A 16,713-nucleotide genomic window follows, 5' to 3' on the forward strand; every position below is an offset into this window, starting at 1 on the left:
GGAAATGAATCTCAAAGGCAAACGAATCACCGTCCACGACATGACGTTGCGCGACGGCATGCACCCGAAGCGTCACCAGATGACGCTCGACCAGATGCGCGCGATCGCGAGCGGGCTCGACGCGGCCGGCGTGCCGTTGATCGAAGTCACGCACGGCGACGGCCTCGGCGGCTCGTCGGTCAACTACGGCTTTCCCGCGCATACCGACGCGGAATATCTCGGCGCGGTGATCCCGCTGCTGAAGCGCGCGAAGGTGTCCGCGCTGCTGCTGCCGGGCATCGGCACGGTCGATCACCTGAAGGAAGCGCACGCGCTCGGCGTGCATACGATCCGCGTCGCCACGCACTGCACCGAGGCGGACGTCTCCGAACAGCACATCGCGATGGCGCGCAAGCTCGACATGGACACCGTCGGCTTCCTGATGATGAGCCACATGAACAGCCCCGACGGGCTGGTGAAGCAGGCGAAGCTGATGGAGTCGTACGGTGCGAACTGCATCTACATCACCGATTCGGCCGGCTACATGCTGCCCGACGACGTGAAGGCGCGCCTGGGGGCCGTGCGGGACGCGCTTAAACCCGAAACGGAACTGGGCTTCCACGGTCACCACAACCTCGCCATGGGCGTCGCGAACTCGATCGCGGCGATCGAGGCCGGTGCGAACCGGATCGATGGCGCGGCGGCGGGGCTCGGCGCCGGCGCCGGCAATACGCCGCTCGAAGTGTTCGTCGCCGTCTGCGAGCGGATGGGCATCGAGACCGGCGTCGACGTGTGGAAGATCCAGGACGTCGCCGAGGATCTCGTCGTGCCGATGATGGACTTCCCGATCCGCATCGACCGCGACGCGCTGACGCTCGGTTACGCGGGCGTGTACGGCTCGTTTCTGCTGTTCGCGAAGCGCGCGGGCGAGAAGTACGGGATTCCCGCGCGCGACATCCTCGTCGAGCTCGGCCGGCGCGGGATGGTCGGCGGACAGGAGGACATGATCGAGGACACCGCGCTGACGCTCGCGAAGGCGCGCTCGGCGCAACCGAAGCGGGAGGCCGCATGAACCTGACGACCGACATGATCGAGTCGCTGGCCGCGCATCTCGACGACTGCATGCGCGACGCGCGCGACACGCCGAAGATCACCGACCGTCATCCGGAGATGGACTGGGACGACGCCTACGCGGTGCAGGATGCGATCCGCCGCCGGCAGCTTGCGCGCGGCGCGCGGATCGTCGGCTACAAGGCCGGCCTGACGTCGCACGCGAAGATGCGGCAGATGGGTGTGGACGCGCCCGTGTTCGGCTTCCTGACCGACGTCCATGACTTGCCCGATGGCGGCGAGTGCGATACGTCCGCGCTGATTCATCCGAAGGTGGAGCCGGAGATCGCGTTCGTGACGAAGGCCGAACTGAAGGGGCCCGGCTGCCATGTCGGCGCGGTGCTTGCCGCGACGGACTTCGTCGTCGCCGGGATCGAGGTGATCGACAGCCGCTACCGCGACTTCAAGTTCGACCTGAAGAGCGTGGTGGCCGACAACACGTCGGCCGCGCGCTTCGTCGCGGGCGGCCGGCCGCTGGCCGTGGACGGCGTCGACCTGCGCACGCTCGGCATCGTGCTCGAGAAGAACGGCTTGCCGGTCGCATTCGGCGCCGGCGCGGCCGTGCTCGGCCACCCGGCGGCCGCGATCGCGATGCTCGCGAACCACCTCGGCGCGCGCGGCGAATCGATTCCGGCGGGCAGCCTGATCCTGTCGGGCGGCATCACGGAGGCGGTGGCCGTCGCGGCCGGCGACAACGTGACGCTGCGCGTGCAGGACATCGGGTCGGTCGGCCTGCGATTCATCTGAACGTTCGAGACGCAAAGGGAGGCCATCGTGCCGATAGCACATCTGTACATCCTGGAAGGCCGCGACGACGACAAGAAGGAACGCCTGATCGCCGAAGTCACCGAAGCCATCCATCGCTCGCTCGACGCACCGCTCGAATCGGTGCGCGTCATCATCACCGAGATGCCGAAGGCACACTTCGGCATCGGCGGGCAGAGCGCGAAGAAGCGCGGGCGCTGACGCGCCGCGCACCACCGAAATCGACTGGAGGAGCGTCATGTCAGCCAATCCCGAACTGGGCCGCCGGATCGTCGCGGGCGGTCTCGACACCAACTATCACGACCTCGGCGACGGGCCGCCCGTGCTGCTGATCCACGGCTCGGGGCCGGGCGTCACGGCCTACGCGAACTGGCGGCTCACGATGCCGGCGCTCGCCGGGCAGTTTCGCGTGATCGCGCCGGACATGGCCGGATTCGGCGAAACCGAGCGGCCGCGCGATTACGTGTATTCGATGGACCACTGGGTCGACCACGCGCTGGGCCTGCTCGATGCGCTTGGCGTCGAACGTGCGCACGTGATCGGCAATTCGTTCGGCGGCGCGCTCGCGCTCGCGCTGGCCATCCGCGCACCCGACCGGGTCGGCCGCCTCGTGCTGATGGGCGCGGCAGGCACGCGCTTCGCGCTGACCGAGGGGCTCGATGCCGTGTGGGGCTATACGCCGTCGATCGCGAACATGCGCGCCCTGCTGGACATCTTCGCGTTCGATCGCACGCTGGTGAACGACGAGCTCGCGAAGCTGCGCTACGACGCGAGCGTGCGACCCGGCTATCAGGAGGCGTTCGCCAACATGTTTCCGGCGCCGCGCCAGCGCTGGGTCGATGCGCTCGCGAGCGACGAGGCGAAACTGCGCGCGTTGCCGCACGACACGCTGATCGTCCATGGCCGCGAGGACCGCGTGATTCCGCTCGACAGCTCGATGAGGCTGCTGGAACTGCTGCCGAATGCGCAGCTGCACGTGTTCGGTCGCTGCGGACACTGGACGCAGATCGAGCATGCGGCACGCTTCAACCGGCTCGTGATCGAGCACTTCAACGAATAGACGGGCTGACAGCTGTGCCGCACGACCATAAAAAATCAATTCAGTAGAACGAATATTGAAGACATCGATGAAACGAAAGGCTGCATTCGGACTGGTCTCGCTCGCAGCGTGCGCGGGCATGGCGCTGAGCACCGGCGCATCGGCAACGGAGGGCGGCGGCGACACGATCGGCGAGGGCGCGGAGGCGTTCTTCGCCGGCGCGCTGCCGCCGGCGGGGCTGTACGGACTGTTGTACTACACGCATTACCATGCGTCGCGCTTCAACGATTCGCACGGCAACGGCTCGGTGCCGGGTTTCAAGCTCGATGCCGACGTGCTGATTCCGCGCGTCGTGTGGATGTCGAACCTGTCGGTGCTCGGCGGGCGCTACGGCGCGTATGCGGTGCTGCCGATGGAGCACCTGGCGCTGGATGCGGGCGGCGCGTCGTTCGACCGCACCAATCTCGGTGACCTGATCGTCAGCCCCGCGCTGATCGCATGGGGATCGGGGGCGCTGCGCACCGTCGCGGCGATCGAGTTCGTGTTTCCGACCGGACAGTACGATGCACACGCGGCGTTGAACACCGGGAAGAACTATTACACCGCGCGGCCCGTGTTCGGCGTGTCGTGGTTGCCGAACGACAAGATCGAGGTATCCGCGAAGATGACCTACAGCTTCAACTCGCCGAACAACGACACCCATTACCACTCGGGGAACCTGTTCCACATCGATTACTCGGCGAGCTATGCGATCACGCCGAAGGCGCGCGTCGGACTGTCCGGGTACTTTGTCAAGCAGACCACCGACGACATGCAGAACGGGCAGCCGGTCGCGGGCGACGGCTTTCGCGGACAGACGTTCGCGATCGGGCCTGGTTTCCGTTACCAGTTCGGCAAGATCAGCGTGGAGGCGCGCGTCGTGAAGGAGTTCTTCGTGCGCAACCGGCCCGCCGGCGAGGCCGTGTGGGCGAAGGCCGTCATTCCGTTCTGACGGCGCCGCACAGCGCGGAGGGCCGCGGGCCGATCGAGCGCGTGACGCCGCCATCGCGTGGCGTCACGCTGCACGCCGTCGTGCGTTACCGCGCGAGGGCGGCGAGGCGCGGGAACAGCGGCAGCGCGTTTGCCCGGTTGATCGCGGCGTGACGGTCTGCGTCAAGTGCCGCATACGCATCCTGCGCGTGGGTGAAGGACGTCCCGACGGCGGCTGGCGCATACGGGAAGTCGCTGCCGTACAACACGCGATCGGGTTGCGCGAACGCCGTGAGGCTCGGCAGCGCGGACGGCGACGACAGCGCGGTGTCGAAGTAGAACGTGCGCAGCAGGTCGAGCAGCCCGTCGCGATCCGGCACATCGTTGCGCACGCCCGGCGCGAGTTCGGCAAAGCGGTATGCCGCATACGGCAGAAAGCCGCCGGCGTGCGACAGGATGATGCGCACGTTCCGGTAGCGCGCGACCACGCCGTTGAGCACGAGCTGCAGCGCGGTGCGTGTCGTATCGAACGGATAGTCGAGCAGCGGGCCGGGCATGCCGGCCAGGACGTCGATCGCGGGCTTGGCCGGATGAATGAACACCACCGCGTGACGGCGATCGAGTGCGGCCCAGATGGCTTCGAATGCCGCATCGCCGAGATAGACGCCGCCGTAGTTGCTGAGCAGCACGACCCCGTCGGCGCTCAGCGTGTCGAACGCATGGTCGATTTCAGCGAGCGCGCCGTCGACGTCGGGCAGCGGCAGCGTCGCGAAGTTGCCGAAGCGGGTCGGCCGTTTCGCGACGAGGCCGGCCACGTATTCGTTGACCTGACGTGCCATGTCGCGTTTTGCGTGGCCGTTCCAGCCGTGCACGCCGGGCGCGGTCAGCGACAGCACGCCGGTCTGGATCTCCAGTGAATCCATGAACGCGAGCGCCGCGTCAGGGCTCCAGACGGGGCTGCGCCAGCCCGACGGGTCGCCGCCGTGCGCGGGCAAGGCGTCGGCCCAGAACGGCGGGACGACATGTTGATGAACGTCGATACGGTTGCGGTCCGACATGGTTGGGGCTCCTGTGAAGGTCCGACGGGCTGCAGCGGATAGTCATCAGGATGCGCGCGGTTGATTTTTCATTCCAATAGATTAAATTTCGGGATTAATCGTTACGCGTGATCAATCGACTTCATGGACCTTCGCCATTTGCGCTACTTTCTCGCGGTTGCCGAAGAAGGGCATTTCGGCCGTGCGGCGGAACGGCTGCATATCGTGCAGCCCGCGTTGAGCGCGCAGATCCGCGCGCTCGAGGAGGAACTGGGCGTAACGCTGTTCGAGCGCACGACCCGCAAGGTGCTGCTGACCGACGCGGGCCGGTTGCTCGTCACTGAAGCGCGACAGACGCTCGAGCAGGCCGAGCGCGCGAAGACGGTGGTGCAGCGCGCGGCACGCGGCGAAACGGGCGTGGTGCGGATCGGCTTCGTCGGCAATGCGGTCGCGACGGGGCGGCTGTCCGACGATCTGACCGCGTTTCACGCGGCCTGGCCGGAGGTGACGCTCGACCTGCACGAAATGGCGCCGGCCGCGCAGCAGGACGCCATCCTGGCGGGCCGCCTCGACATCGGCTATTGCCCGGCCTTCGGCGTGGCATTCGATCCGAAACTGGCCGTGCGGACGGTCGGCAGCTGGGCCTGGGACGTGATGATGAGCGACCGGCACGCGCTCGCGAAGCGGCGCTCGGTGAGCGTCGCGGCGCTGACGGACGAACCGTTCATTTTCTATGCGGCCGACGGCGACGACGAAGGGCAGCTTGCGATCCTGCGGCGGGTGCTCGGCCGGACGCCGCGCATCGCGCACAAGGTGAGCAGCACGCTGTCCGTGCTCGCGTTGACGGGGGCCGGTCTCGGCGTGGCGCTGGTGCCGGCGCCGCTCAGCCGGATCGCGGCGCCGAATGTCGTGTATCGGAAACTCGCGGGCGACGTGCCGGGCTCCGAACTCGTCGCGCTCAGCCGGATCGGCGGGGAATGGGGAGCGGTACGGGAGTATCTGGCGATGCTGGGCGGGCGCGCCGCGTAAGCGTTGCGGCCCGCGCCGGCATCACTGCGTCATTCCTCGTCCATCAACCGGACCTTGACCCGCTTGCCCTTGATCTTCCCCGCATTGAGCTTGCGCAGCGCATCGCGCGCGACGCCGCGCTCGATCGCGACGTAGGTCGAGAACTCGGTCACGTTGATCTTGCCGATCTGCTTGCCGTCGAATCCGGCGTCGCCGGTCAGCGCGCCGAGCACATCGCCCGGACGGATCTTGTCCTTGCGCCCGCCGAGGATCTGCAGCGTTTCCATTGGCGGCAGCAGCGTGTCGTTGCTGGCCGGCTTCAGTTCCGCGAGCGGATGCCATTCGACCTCGCGCTTCTGCGCCTGCTCGATCGCGCCGACGCGCCCCATCTCGTCCATGCTGGCGAGGCTCAGCGCCCAGCCTTCCTGATCGGCGCGGCCGGTGCGGCCGATGCGGTGCACGTGCACTTCGGGGTCAGGCGTCACGTCGACGTTGATCACCGCCTCGAGCTGGGCGATGTCGAGCCCGCGTGCGGCGACATCGGTCGCGACCAGCACCGAGCAGCTGCGGTTCGCGAACTGGATCAGCACCTGGTCGCGTTCGCGCTGTTCGAGTTCGCCGTGCAGCGCGAGCGCGTGGAAGCCCTGTGCGTGCAGCACGTCGAGCAGGTCGCGGCATTGCTGCTTGGTGTTGCAGAACGCGATCGTGCTCACCGGCCGATAGTGGTTCAGCAACTGGCCTACTGCGTGCAGCCGCTCGGTTTCCGTCACTTCGTAGAAGCGCTGGCGGATCTTGCTGTCGTCGTGCCGCTCCTCGAGCTTCACTTCCTTCGGATTGCGCAGGAACTGCTGGCTCAGCTTCGCGATGCCGTCCGGATAGGTCGCCGAGAACAGCAGCGTCTGGCGCGTCGTCGGGCACATCCGCGCGACCTTCGCGATGTCGTCGAAGAAGCCCATGTCGAGCATCCGGTCGGCTTCGTCGAGCACGAGCGTGTTCAGCGCATCGAGCTTCAGGTTGCCACGGTCGAGGTGATCCATGATGCGGCCCGGCGTGCCCACGACGATGTGCGCGCCGTGCTCGAGGCTCTGCGCCTGCGGGCGCATCGGCGTGCCGCCGCACAGCGTCAGCACCTTCACGTTTTCCTCCGCGCGCGCGAGGCGACGCACTTCCTGCGCGACCTGGTCGGCGAGCTCGCGCGTCGGGCACAGGATCATCGCCTGCACGTCGAAGCGGCGCGCGTCGAGGCGCGCGAGCAGCGCGAGCGAGAACGCCGCGGTCTTGCCGCTGCCCGTCTTCGCCTGCGCGATGAGGTCCTGGCCGGCCAGCGCGATCGGCAGGCTCGCGGCCTGGATCGGCGTCATGTCGACATAGCCGAGCTGCGCGAGGTTCGCGAGCGTGGCGGGCGTCAGCGGCAGTGCGCTGAACGGCGTGGCGGTCGATTGAGTCATGTCAGGAGAGATCTCCGAGGTAAGGGCGGCCTTCCATCTGTTCGTAGAGGACGTTGCCTTCATCGTCCTCGAAGCGTTCGAGATAGTTGCGTGCGCCGCACAGCGGGCAGCGGAACAGCAGCCCCTGGCCTTCGTCCTTGATGACGACGTCGGACGTTTCCCACTGCGTGCCGCAGCTCTGGTTTCGGCAGGTAAACACGGTCTTTCTCCAGCTGAATTCGGTTGGTGGCGCGCCCGGCGGGCGCGGCAACGGCGTGCGGCGCTCGCGCGGCTGGGCGCGGGCCGCACCGGCGGTCGCTTGGACCGCGTCGATGCGGATGGTGGATCGGGTGGCGACGGCGTCGCGCGTGCCCGCAATTCTAGCGGATGCGGGGGGCCGGCAGTGGGCGATGCGGCGCGCGCCGGCCGGCTTCGGACGAGCGTCCTTGCGGGGCCGGTGGAGGCGCCACCGGCGAGTGCGCGCGGCACCGCCCGCGCCCGCCATGAAAAACGGCCGCCCCGAAGGGCGGCCGTGCGATGCGAAACGGGGCCGGACGCGTTACAGCGCCATGTCGGCCGATGCCTTCGCGGGGCGCGCCGGGGCGGTGCCCGTCGCCTGCGACGGCGCCGTCAGGTCGATCTTCGGCGGCGGCGAGAGCTGCAGCACGTCGCTCGTGTAGGTCCATTCCTCGACGACCTTCGCCGGGCTGTCGTTCAGCTTCGTGCCGTAGCTCGGCACGATCTGGCGGATCTTCTGCTGCCATTCGGGCGTCGCGACCTTGTCCTTGAATACCTTCTGCATCAGGTTCAGCATGATCGGCGCGGCCGTCGACGCGCCCGGCGATGCGCCGAGCAGGCCCGCGATGCTGCCGTCCTGCGAGCTGACGATCTCGGTGCCGAGCTTCAGCACGCCGCCCTTCTTCGGGTCGCGCTTGATGATCTGCACGCGCTGGCCGGCTTGCCACAGGCGCCAGTCTTCCTTCTTCGCGTCGGGGAAATATTCCTTGAGTGCGTTGAAGCGGTCGTCGTCGGACAGCATCAGCTGGCCGGCGAGGTACTGGACGAGCGGAAACTCGTCGATGCCGACCCGCATCATCGGGGCGACGTTGTGCACGTTGGTGCTCTTCGCGAGGTCGAAGTACGAGCCGTTCTTCAGGAACTTGGTCGAGAACGTCGCGAACGGCCCGAACAGGATGATCTTCTTGCCGTCGATGATCCGCGTATCGAGGTGCGGCACCGACATCGGCGGCGAGCCGACCGACGCCTTGCCGTACGCCTTCGCGAGGTGGCGCTTCACGACCTCGGGGTTGTCGGTCACGAGGAACGAACCGCCGACCGGGAACGCGCCGTAGTCCTTCGCCTCGGGGATGCCCGAGGCCTGCAGCAGGTGCAGCGCACCGCCGCCCGCGCCGATGAACACGAATTTCGCGTCGACGGCCTGCGGCGGTTCATCCGAATGCAGCTTCACCCACGACACGTGCCACGTGCCGTCCGCGTTGCGCGAGATCTCGCGCACTTCGCTCGACAGCGACAGCGTGAAGTTCGGCTGCGTCTTCAGATAGCCGACGAACTGGCGCGTGATCTCGCCGAAGTTGACGTCGGTGCCGATCGGCGTCCACGTTGCCGCGACCTTCTGGTTGCGGTCGCGGCCTTCCATCATCAGCGGCACCCACTGCTTGATCTGGTCGTAGTCTTCCGAATACTGCATCCCCCGGAACAGCGGGCTCGCCTGCAGCGCGTCGTAGCGCTTCTTCAGGAAGCGGACGTTGTCGTCGCCCCACACGAAGCTCATGTGCGGCGTCGAGTTGATGAACGAGCGCGGGTTCTTCAGCACGCCCTGCCGGACCTGCCAGGCCCAGAACTGGCGCGAGATCTGGAACGACTCGTTGATCTCGATCGCCTTCGAGATGTCGATCCTGCCGTCCGCCTTCTCCGGCGTGTAGTTCAGTTCCGCGAGCGCCGAGTGGCCGGTGCCCGCGTTGTTCCAGCCGTTCGAGCTTTCCAGCGCGACGCCGTCGAGGCGTTCGACCATCGTCATCGACCAGTCGGGCTGAAGCTCGTGCAGCCACACGCCGAGCGTCGAGCTCATGATGCCGCCGCCCACCAGCAGGACGTCGACCTTCTTCGTATCGGCGGCATTCGCGGACGACGCCGCGACGCACAGCGCGAGCGCCGACAGTATTACCCGTAACGTTTTGATCACAGCAGATCCCTTTTTCAACTTGGATGCATCGGTTTGCCATGCCGCCCGGCCGATGCGGATTCGCGTTCGGCCCGCGCATCCGGAGATCCGGACCGCGAATCCGGAATTCCGGACCGGCCGCGTTCGCCGTTGCATTTGCGCACGCGACGCCGTTGCGAAGGACACCTTCGGATCGGCTTCATGCGGTGGCGCAATCGCGTGCTTCACGGTCGTGCCGCGCGCGCGGGCCCGTGCCGCAGGCCTCGCCGGACGCGGCTTCAGGCTGCGTCGAAAGAGGCTGCGCGCGATACGTTCCACGAGGGCGGGATGGCAAGGGGCGCGTAATATAACCGAACTCGATTGCCGTGTCCCACACGCGGAATATCCTTGTTTTCGTGGGGTTTTTTACGTGTCCGGGTTTCCGGAACGACGGTGCGCGGAACGGGAAAAAGGCGGGGGCAGGAGGGGCGCGACGCGCGCGAAATCGATACTTCATCCGGACCGCGGCGTTGCACCGCGATCCGGTTCCGGTCACGGCATCAGTTCGACGCACCGCTCCGGCAGAATTGCGCGTATCCCTGCGCCGAATTCGCGAAGCCATGCGCCTTCGCGAGTTCCCACGGGCGCTCGCATTGCTGCGTTCGTTCGCACCATGCGTAGCCTGCCGAACCGATGCAGCCGTGCGCATCGCGATCGCCGCCGACGAGCGGCGGCGCGGCTTGTCCGGCTTGCGCGGTCTGCGAGGCCGGGGTGTTCTGACCGGCGACATCGGGCGGAAGCGGGGAAGCAGGCTCAGTCGCGCACGCGCCCAATGCAAGCGCGCAGGCGACCATCGCGGCAATCGCTGCGGAACAAGTGAAAGGCTTCATACGGTAGCGCTCCATGGGATGAGGTTCGACGGCGGATGCCCGCGAACGGGTCCTTGAACGATTCGATCACGCATCCGGCACCGGCACGCGCGACGAGAACTTGACCTCGCGCAGCGCGAGGCTCGACTGGATCGACGACACGCCGGCCTGCTTCCTCAGCACGCGTTCGACGAAGTCCGCATACGTGTCGAGATCGGCGGCGACGACCTGCAGGATGTAGTCGGCCGCGCCGGTGATCTTGTGGCACGACGTCACTTCGTCGTGACGCCGCATCACGTCTTCGAAGTGGTCCGAATCCTGGTCCGAATGCATGTTGAACGTGACCTGCACGAACGCGAATACGTTCATCCCGAGCGCGCGGCGGTCGAGGTTCGCCTGGTAGCCGGTGATCACGCCTTCGTCCTCGAGTCGCTTGCGCCGCCGCCAGCACGGCGTGACGCTCAGCGACAGCCGTTCGCCGAGCGTCGCGTTGGACAGCGCGCCGTCGTCCTGCAGCAGGCGGAGCATCGCGCGGTCGACGCCGTCCAGTTCCACCGAAGCGCGATTTTTGCTCATTCCAGGGTCTCCGTAGGCTGTTTTCTCAAAATTGTATGAAACGGAGAAGTGAAAAGCAAAGCAATTGCCGGCTGGCGTCAATAGACTGTTGCCACCCCCTTGAAGCGCTCACTGCAACGGTCAACCATGCTCACGGTCTACAGCAGCGATCACCATCTGCATCGCGGCGTCGAACTGAAGGACGGCGCGATCACCGATTCGTTCGAGAACCCCCTTCGCGCCGAGACGGTGCTCGCGCAGGTCCGCGCGGCCGGCCTCGGCGACGTGATCGCGCCGCGTGCGTTCGACCGCGCGTGCTATGCCGGCGCGCACAGCGCGCGCTATGTCGAGTTCCTCGCCGGCGCCTGGGACGAATGGGCCGCGACCGGCCGCACCTGCCAGGCGCTGCCGCTCGTATGGCCGGTGCGCGCGATGCCGTCGGCCGCGACGCTGCCCGACTTCATCGACGGCAAGCTCGGCTTCTTCGCGATGGATGCCGGCGCGCCGATCAACGCCGGCACGTGGGGCGCGGTGAGCGCGAGCGCGAATTCGGCGCTCACCGGCGCCGATCTGCTGTCGAACGGCGGCGCGCGCGCGGCGTTCGCGCTGTGCCGCCCGCCCGGCCACCATGCGGGCCGCGAGTACATGGGCGGCTACTGCTACCTGAACAACGCGGCGATCGCCGCGCAGCACGGCATTGCGAGCGGTGCCGCGCGCGTCGCGGTACTCGACGTCGATTTCCACCACGGCAACGGCACGCAGGACATCTTCTACGAGCGGCCGGACGTGCTGTTCGCGTCGCTGCACGGCGAGCCGGCCGCATCGTACCCGTACTTCTCCGGTTACGCACACGAGCGCGGCGCGGGCGCGGGCGAAGGTTTCAACCTGAACCTGCCGCTGCCGAAGGGCACGCAGTGGGACACCTACGCGGCGGCGCTCGGCAACGCCGCTGCCGCGATCGTGAAGCACGCGCCCGACCTGCTTGTCGTGTCGCTCGGCGTCGACACGTTCGAACACGATCCGATCAGCCATTTCAAGCTGCGTTCGCCCGACTACCTTCGAATCGGCGAGGCGCTCGCGCGCCTGAACCTGCCGACGCTGTTCGTGATGGAGGGCGGCTACATGGTCGAGGAAATCGGCATCAACGCGGTGAACGTGCTGCTCGGCTTCGAAGGGCGCGTGTGACGGCATCGCTTCGCCTGCAATCAACGACGGTTTGGACCACGAACCAACAGCGACGAGGAAGGAGACGAACATGAGTCGACATCGGAAGAAAACGGCATGCGCGACCGCGGCCGTGCTGGCATGCACATTGCCTGCGTTGTCCGCGCACGCGGACGACATCGTGCGCATCGGGCACGTCGCGCCGCTGACCGGCGCGATCGCGCACCTCGGCAAGGACAGCGAGAACGGCGCACGGCTCGCGGTCGAGGAGATCAACGCGAAGGGGCTCGTGATCGGCGGCAGGAAGATCACGCTGCAACTCGACGCGCAGGACGACGCGGGCGACCCGCGCACCGCGACGCAGGTCGCGCAGCGGCTCGTGGACGACAAGGTGGTCGGCGTCGTCGGCCATCACAACTCGGGCACGTCGATTCCGGCGTCGCGCGTCTATCGCGATGGCGGCGTCGTGCAGATCTCGCAGGCCGCGACCAACCCGACGTATACGCAGCAGGGCTTCAGGACGACCTACCGCGTGGTCGCGACCGACGCACAGCAGGGGCCCGCGCTGGCGATGTATGCGGCCAGGTACATGGGCATCCGGACGGTGGCCGTGGTCGACGATTCGACCGCATACGGGCAGGGTCTCGCGACCGAGTTCGAGAAGGCGGCGAAGTCGGCCGGAATGAAGGTCATCTCGCGCGACGCGACCAACGACAAGGCGATCGACTTCCGCGCGATCCTCACGAAGATCAAGGGCGCGAACCCCGACGCGATCATGTACGGCGGGATGGACGCGACCGGCGGCCCGCTCGCGAAGCAGGCGCGCCAGCTCGGCATGCGCGCGAAGATCCTCGCCGGCGACGGCGTGTGCTCGACCGACCTGCCGAAGCTCGCCGGCCCGGCATCGGACAACGTCGTGTGCTCGGAAGCCGGCATCGCGCTCGAGAAGATGCCGGGCGGCGCGGCGTTCGTGAAGCGTTACGAGGCGCGCTATCACCAGCCGATGCAGGTGTATGCGCCGTTCTCGTATGACGCTGTGTACATCATCGTCGACGCGATGAAGCGCGCGAACTCGACGGAGCCGGCGAAGGTGCTGGCCGCGATGCCGGCGACCGACTATCGCGGCGTGATCGGCGAAACGAGCTTCACCCCGCAGGGCGATCTGAAGCACGGCGCGATCTCGGTGTTCACGTACAAGAGCGGCAAGAAGGCGCTGCTCGATATCGTCAGGATGTGACGCAGGCGGGGCGCACGGCGCGGTTCGCGCGACCGTGCGCCGGGTTGCGTCGTGACGCGCGTCACGACACTTGAATACGGCGAATGCGGTCGCGCCGCCCCGCGCCGTCGGCCAGCGTCGATGCGGATCGCCACGCCGGACGGCGTGGCGACGATCGACAGGATAGCGCCGCCTAGCCCAGCGGCCAGTTCAGGATCGCGATGCCGTCGTTGTAGTCACCGTCCGTGCCGTCTTCCGAGCCGACCAGCCCGAAATAGGTTTTCTTGAAGATGTCGACCTGGCGCGAGCCGATCTTCGATGGCTTGCCGTTGGCCGTCACGACCACGCGCACCTTTCCCTTGCCCGAGTTCACGATCTGCGTGTTCAGGTTCGCGTCCTGCGTGCCGGCGCCCTGGAAAGTCGCGGCCGGCTTCGGGTTGTCGTCGACATAGACGTCGATCGTCTGCTGCGCCGACGAATTGACCAGCGCCGTCACGCCGAACGCGATGTTCGGCGGCAGGTTGAAGATGCCGTCGCGCTCGCCGCCGGTCGTCGCGGGTTTCGGCTGCGCGGGTTGCGGCGTCGCCTTCGAGAAGTAATTGACCACCGCGCCGACGCCGAACTTCGCCGCCGCGCCGGGCAGCACACCGGGCGCGCCGGCCCACGTCACCGTGCACGCGATTACCTGGCCAGCCGCGTCGGCCTTCACCTTGTTCTGCCAGCTGCCGACGTCGAAGCTGTACGGAATGGTCGCGATGTCGACGAACACATCGTATTGCGGCAGTTTTTCCACGAGCTGCGCGGTCATGAACTGACGCATGCGGTCGAGCACCGCCTGGTCGCCGTTCGCCTGTACGGCGGTTGCGTCGTTGCCGGCGAGCTGCAGCAGCGCATACAGGTCGTCGTGGGTAAAGGGTTGTGTCATGTCGTCCTCGTCTTGATGGATGGTCTTGCGTGACGCGGCCGGCGATCGGATTTCGCCGTGTCGCGCGTGGTGCGGCGCGCGGGACAGCCGATGGAGGCCCGCACGGATCGCAATGCGCGGTTGGCGCCGTCGTCAATGCGATCCGGACCGCGGCGCGCTCGGCATGCCGCGCCGCGAATCTCCGTCAGCGTTCATTCGTCAGCCGATCGGCCATTGCAGCACGACGATGCCGTCGTTGTAGTCGCTGTCGTGCCCGTCTTCCGACACGACGATTCCGAAGTTGACCGTGAACGGCGAGCCGTCCGATTTCTTGCCGTTGATCGGCGCGAGGCGTGCATCGGTGGCCGACGTCTTGCCGTTCACCGTCACTTCGAAGCGGAGCTTGCCGTTGCCGGAATTCAGCGTGGCTTCGCGCGGGCCGTCGCGCGTGGTCAGCTTGTGATAGGCGGCGGGTTCCTTGCTGTCGCCGATGAACAGCTTGATGTGCTGCTGCTCGGCGGCATTCGCGAAGAAAATCGCGCGGAAGTCGGTGTTCGGCGGAATCGAAAACTCGCCGGCGCGATTCGAGGACGTTTGAGAGTCGGCCATGCTTGCCTCCTGAAGTTTGGTGGATAAGGCGTTTTGTGCGTCGCGCAAACGTTTGCTGTTTCAAACGCGACGCGGCCAGCATGGCGAAAAATAAATAAGAAAATATTCGACCAGGAATGGAAATTGTCCAGAAAATCGGAGATCGAAACAGTTCGATTTAATGATGAATGTTTAATTGAATATGATTGAAAATATCCGTGAAATGATATCGCGGCGCGTCGCGATTTTTTGAATAATGAATGCGATGCGCGGGCGGGCCGGGCTACGGCGCGTGTCGGCGCGGACTGATCGCATTCGATATCGCGGCGCGCGCCTGATACACCTGACAGGCGATCAATTTCGAGATTAGCGGTATCGTGCACGGAGCGCGCGCGCTCGATATTCGGCGGCTTTTATTCAATCGGCCCGTTGGACGGGCCCTCACGAGGACAGTGCGATGACGAAACCCGATATTCTGAAAGGCGAGATCAAGGGGCAGGCTCAGGACGCAGACCGTCACAACCTGGCGCGGCCGGCGGTGAATGGCGCGTTGTGGGCGCGCGGCCTGACGACGCAGCGCGTGGCCGACCTGTTCAGAACCCTGCCGGGCCTGCCGGGGCACTGGATGCAGCTGCAAAACGAAGTCAACGCAGGGAACCGCTATTTCTACGGTGTCCAGAACGGTCACCAGACGACCGACGAAGGAAAGGAACTGATCCGCTGGATCGCCGACGCGGTGGTCAGCGCCGCGCAGAAGGCGGGATTCGATTTTCCGTTGCAGCAGCTTCGGTTCACCGCCGACACGGGTTGGTTGAAGCTTCAGCGCGTGTCGGGGCGGGTGATGGTGTTGTCGAGGCCGTAAGCGCGGCGGGTGGTTGTCGACGTGCCGGCTTGTCGCCGGGTGGGGCGGCCGCGCCGGCAGAAACGCGCTCCGCCATCGACGATCGATCCCGGCTTCCAGCCGGCTGGCGACGGGATCACTGACCGAAGCGCTGCGCCACGGCGTCCTTCAATCGCGCGGCGGTGATCTCGCCCATGTGCGATTCGACGAGTGCGCCCTTCGCATCGAAGAACAGCGTCGTGGGCAGCCCGCGCGACCCGTACGCATGCATCGCACGCAACGGCGGATCGAGCAGCACGTTGTCGAAACGCAGCCCCTGCTGTTCGAGGAACGTGCGCACTGCTTGCGCGTTTTCCCCCTGGTTGAGCATCAGCACCGTGATGCCGGGATGCTCGCGCTGCGCCTGTTCGAGTATCGGCATCTCGCGCCGGCAAGGCGCGCACCACGTTGCCCACAGGTTCACGACGACCGGTTTGCCGGCAAAGCGTTGCGGCGGCACGGACGTCGAATCGAGTGCTTCGAGCTGCATTGCTGCGAACGGCGGCGCCGCGTGCTGCAGCGTTGCCAGCGTGCCTTGCGCGATGCCCCATGCGGCGAGACCCGCGACGATGCCGGCCGCCACCGGGCGGCGCAACGCGGGCAGGCGGCGCAGCCGCCACACGGCGAACATCAGCGCGGCGGCGACGCCGATGCGCCAGTCGAAGCCGCCGTCGCCGAGCGCGACGATGGACCGTGGCGCCGCTGCATACTCACGCCACCATTGCGCGACATAGCCGACGCGCGCGGCAACCAGCCCGACCAGCAGCGCGTCGAGAATCAGGCTCGACGCGGTCTTGTGCTGGCCGTCGGGTGGGCGGCGCTGGATGAAGCGGGCGACGAGCCACGCCAGCAGCGCGGCGGCGGCTACCGCGACGACGCGGATCGAGAAGGGACCGATGCTCAACATGGGAAGAAAGAGGTGCGGGATCGTGGGTCGACCGGTGAAGGCGGCACCGTTGCCGGTCATGTGGCGATTCGACCCCGAGCGACGCACGCGGGTTCCCGTTCAGACCGCGCGACATGCGTCGTGCGTTGCGTGCGC

General features: G+C 66.7%; 18 protein-coding genes. 9 read left to right on the plus strand and 9 right to left on the minus strand.

All coding sequences use genetic code 11. The features are described 5' to 3' along the window. Positions 1–4: 4 nt before the first annotated feature. The 5 genes from dmpG (at position 5) to WI26_RS16025 (ending at position 3,884) form a co-directional block, all read left to right on the plus strand. On the plus strand, positions 5–1,051 hold the full coding sequence (gene dmpG / locus WI26_RS16005; RefSeq protein WP_059464928.1) for a 4-hydroxy-2-oxovalerate aldolase: 1,047 nt from the start codon (positions 5–7) through the stop codon (positions 1,049–1,051). Then, a complete protein-coding gene (gene dmpH, locus WI26_RS16010) occupies positions 1,048–1,836 on the plus strand; it encodes a 2-oxo-3-hexenedioate decarboxylase (protein WP_059509897.1) in 789 nt (262 codons plus the stop codon). The genes dmpG and dmpH overlap by 4 nt, the downstream gene beginning before the upstream one ends. A 24-nt stretch (positions 1,837–1,860) precedes the next feature. Then, positions 1,861–2,055: a 2-hydroxymuconate tautomerase gene (locus WI26_RS16015; protein ID WP_257130074.1), complete on the plus strand. Its 195-nt coding sequence runs from the start codon at positions 1,861–1,863 to the stop codon at positions 2,053–2,055. Positions 2,056–2,092: 37 nt separating this feature from the next. Beyond that, positions 2,093–2,914, plus strand: a complete 822-nt coding sequence (locus tag WI26_RS16020; RefSeq protein WP_069226497.1) for an alpha/beta fold hydrolase — start codon at positions 2,093–2,095, stop codon at positions 2,912–2,914. Positions 2,915–2,981: 67 nt separating this feature from the next. Continuing rightward, entirely contained in the window at positions 2,982–3,884 is a 903-nt protein-coding gene (locus WI26_RS16025) for a SphA family protein (RefSeq protein WP_059464932.1), read from the plus strand. Between the two features lie 85 nt (positions 3,885–3,969). On the opposite strand, the gene hndA is transcribed toward WI26_RS16025, so the two are convergent. Further along, complete coding sequence (hndA, locus tag WI26_RS16030) at positions 3,970–4,920, minus strand: 2-hydroxy-1-naphthoic acid nonoxidative decarboxylase (RefSeq protein WP_069226498.1); 951 nt, start codon at positions 4,918–4,920, stop codon at positions 3,970–3,972. Between the two features lie 123 nt (positions 4,921–5,043). Here hndA and WI26_RS16035 point away from each other — a divergent pair, with 123 nt between their 5' ends. Beyond that, positions 5,044–5,928: a LysR substrate-binding domain-containing protein gene (locus WI26_RS16035; protein ID WP_069226499.1), complete on the plus strand. Its 885-nt coding sequence runs from the start codon at positions 5,044–5,046 to the stop codon at positions 5,926–5,928. Between the two features lie 29 nt (positions 5,929–5,957). On the opposite strand, the gene dbpA is transcribed toward WI26_RS16035, so the two are convergent. The 5 genes from dbpA to WI26_RS16060 form a co-directional block, all read right to left on the minus strand. Next, entirely contained in the window at positions 5,958–7,355 is a 1,398-nt protein-coding gene (gene dbpA / locus WI26_RS16040; protein WP_059464935.1) for an ATP-dependent RNA helicase DbpA, read from the minus strand. Between the two features lies 1 nt (position 7,356). Further along, positions 7,357–7,554 (minus strand): hypothetical protein, encoded by a 198-nt coding sequence (locus tag WI26_RS16045; protein WP_059447636.1) that lies wholly within the window; start codon positions 7,552–7,554, stop codon positions 7,357–7,359. Between the two features lie 339 nt (positions 7,555–7,893). Beyond that, positions 7,894–9,555 (minus strand): malate dehydrogenase (quinone), encoded by a 1,662-nt coding sequence (gene mqo, locus WI26_RS16050; RefSeq protein WP_196480716.1) that lies wholly within the window; start codon positions 9,553–9,555, stop codon positions 7,894–7,896. Between the two features lie 500 nt (positions 9,556–10,055). Next, positions 10,056–10,385 carry a hypothetical protein gene (locus WI26_RS16055; protein ID WP_060189403.1) on the minus strand — a complete coding sequence of 110 codons (330 nt, stop codon included), beginning with the start codon at positions 10,383–10,385 and terminating at the stop codon, positions 10,056–10,058. A gap of 66 nt (positions 10,386–10,451) precedes the next feature. Further along, positions 10,452–10,940: an Lrp/AsnC family transcriptional regulator gene (locus WI26_RS16060; protein WP_059464937.1), complete on the minus strand. Its 489-nt coding sequence runs from the start codon at positions 10,938–10,940 to the stop codon at positions 10,452–10,454. Positions 10,941–11,066: 126 nt separating this feature from the next. Between WI26_RS16060 and WI26_RS16065 the strand changes: the two genes are divergently transcribed. Next, positions 11,067–12,104 carry a histone deacetylase family protein gene (locus WI26_RS16065; protein WP_069226500.1) on the plus strand — a complete coding sequence of 346 codons (1,038 nt, stop codon included), beginning with the start codon at positions 11,067–11,069 and terminating at the stop codon, positions 12,102–12,104. A gap of 70 nt (positions 12,105–12,174) precedes the next feature. Continuing rightward, the gene (locus WI26_RS16070; protein WP_069227743.1) at positions 12,175–13,320 is read left to right on the plus strand and encodes a branched-chain amino acid ABC transporter substrate-binding protein; all 1,146 of its coding nucleotides are present in this window, start codon (positions 12,175–12,177) and stop codon (positions 13,318–13,320) included. 172 nt (positions 13,321–13,492) lie between these two features. Here the strand turns inward: WI26_RS16070 and WI26_RS16075 are convergent, their stop codons facing one another. Together WI26_RS16075 and WI26_RS16080 are read right to left on the minus strand one after the other, a co-directional pair. Beyond that, positions 13,493–14,224: a fucose-binding lectin II gene (locus WI26_RS16075; protein WP_069226501.1), complete on the minus strand. Its 732-nt coding sequence runs from the start codon at positions 14,222–14,224 to the stop codon at positions 13,493–13,495. 198 nt (positions 14,225–14,422) lie between these two features. Then, positions 14,423–14,812 carry a fucose-binding lectin II gene (locus tag WI26_RS16080; protein WP_057926312.1) on the minus strand — a complete coding sequence of 130 codons (390 nt, stop codon included), beginning with the start codon at positions 14,810–14,812 and terminating at the stop codon, positions 14,423–14,425. A gap of 436 nt (positions 14,813–15,248) precedes the next feature. Between WI26_RS16080 and WI26_RS16085 the strand changes: the two genes are divergently transcribed. After that, positions 15,249–15,653, plus strand: coding sequence for a hypothetical protein (locus WI26_RS16085; protein ID WP_057926447.1), 405 nt, complete (start codon positions 15,249–15,251; stop codon positions 15,651–15,653). A 115-nt stretch (positions 15,654–15,768) separates the two neighbouring features. Here WI26_RS16085 and WI26_RS16090 read toward each other — a convergent pair whose 3' ends face one another. After that, the gene (locus WI26_RS16090) at positions 15,769–16,578 is read right to left on the minus strand and encodes a TlpA disulfide reductase family protein (RefSeq protein WP_069227744.1); all 810 of its coding nucleotides are present in this window, start codon (positions 16,576–16,578) and stop codon (positions 15,769–15,771) included. Between the last annotated feature and the right edge of the window lie 135 nt (positions 16,579–16,713).

The sequence above is a fragment of the Burkholderia diffusa genome (genome assembly GCF_001718315.1).
GTDB classification, from domain to species: Bacteria; Pseudomonadota; Gammaproteobacteria; order Burkholderiales; family Burkholderiaceae; genus Burkholderia; species Burkholderia diffusa_B.

Coding starts and splice junctions, on each gene's coding strand:
- WI26_RS16025 (WP_059464932.1), top strand. CDS start 2,982: ATGAAACGAAAGGCTGCATTCGGACTGGTCTCGCTCGCAGCGTGCGCG.
- dmpH (WP_059509897.1), top strand. CDS start 1,048: ATGAACCTGACGACCGACATGATCGAGTCGCTGGCCGCGCATCTCGAC.
- WI26_RS16035 (WP_069226499.1), top strand. CDS start 5,044: ATGGACCTTCGCCATTTGCGCTACTTTCTCGCGGTTGCCGAAGAAGGG.
- WI26_RS16055 (WP_060189403.1), bottom strand. CDS start 10,385: ATGAAGCCTTTCACTTGTTCCGCAGCGATTGCCGCGATGGTCGCCTGC.
- dbpA (WP_059464935.1), bottom strand. CDS start 7,355: ATGACTCAATCGACCGCCACGCCGTTCAGCGCACTGCCGCTGACGCCC.
- WI26_RS16060 (WP_059464937.1), bottom strand. CDS start 10,940: ATGAGCAAAAATCGCGCTTCGGTGGAACTGGACGGCGTCGACCGCGCG.
- WI26_RS16080 (WP_057926312.1), bottom strand. CDS start 14,812: ATGGCCGACTCTCAAACGTCCTCGAATCGCGCCGGCGAGTTTTCGATT.
- WI26_RS16085 (WP_057926447.1), top strand. CDS start 15,249: ATGACGAAACCCGATATTCTGAAAGGCGAGATCAAGGGGCAGGCTCAG.
- dmpG (WP_059464928.1), top strand. CDS start 5: ATGAATCTCAAAGGCAAACGAATCACCGTCCACGACATGACGTTGCGC.
- WI26_RS16065 (WP_069226500.1), top strand. CDS start 11,067: ATGCTCACGGTCTACAGCAGCGATCACCATCTGCATCGCGGCGTCGAA.
- WI26_RS16070 (WP_069227743.1), top strand. CDS start 12,175: ATGAGTCGACATCGGAAGAAAACGGCATGCGCGACCGCGGCCGTGCTG.
- WI26_RS16090 (WP_069227744.1), bottom strand. CDS start 16,578: ATGTTGAGCATCGGTCCCTTCTCGATCCGCGTCGTCGCGGTAGCCGCC.
- hndA (WP_069226498.1), bottom strand. CDS start 4,920: ATGTCGGACCGCAACCGTATCGACGTTCATCAACATGTCGTCCCGCCG.
- WI26_RS16075 (WP_069226501.1), bottom strand. CDS start 14,224: ATGACACAACCCTTTACCCACGACGACCTGTATGCGCTGCTGCAGCTC.
- WI26_RS16020 (WP_069226497.1), top strand. CDS start 2,093: ATGTCAGCCAATCCCGAACTGGGCCGCCGGATCGTCGCGGGCGGTCTC.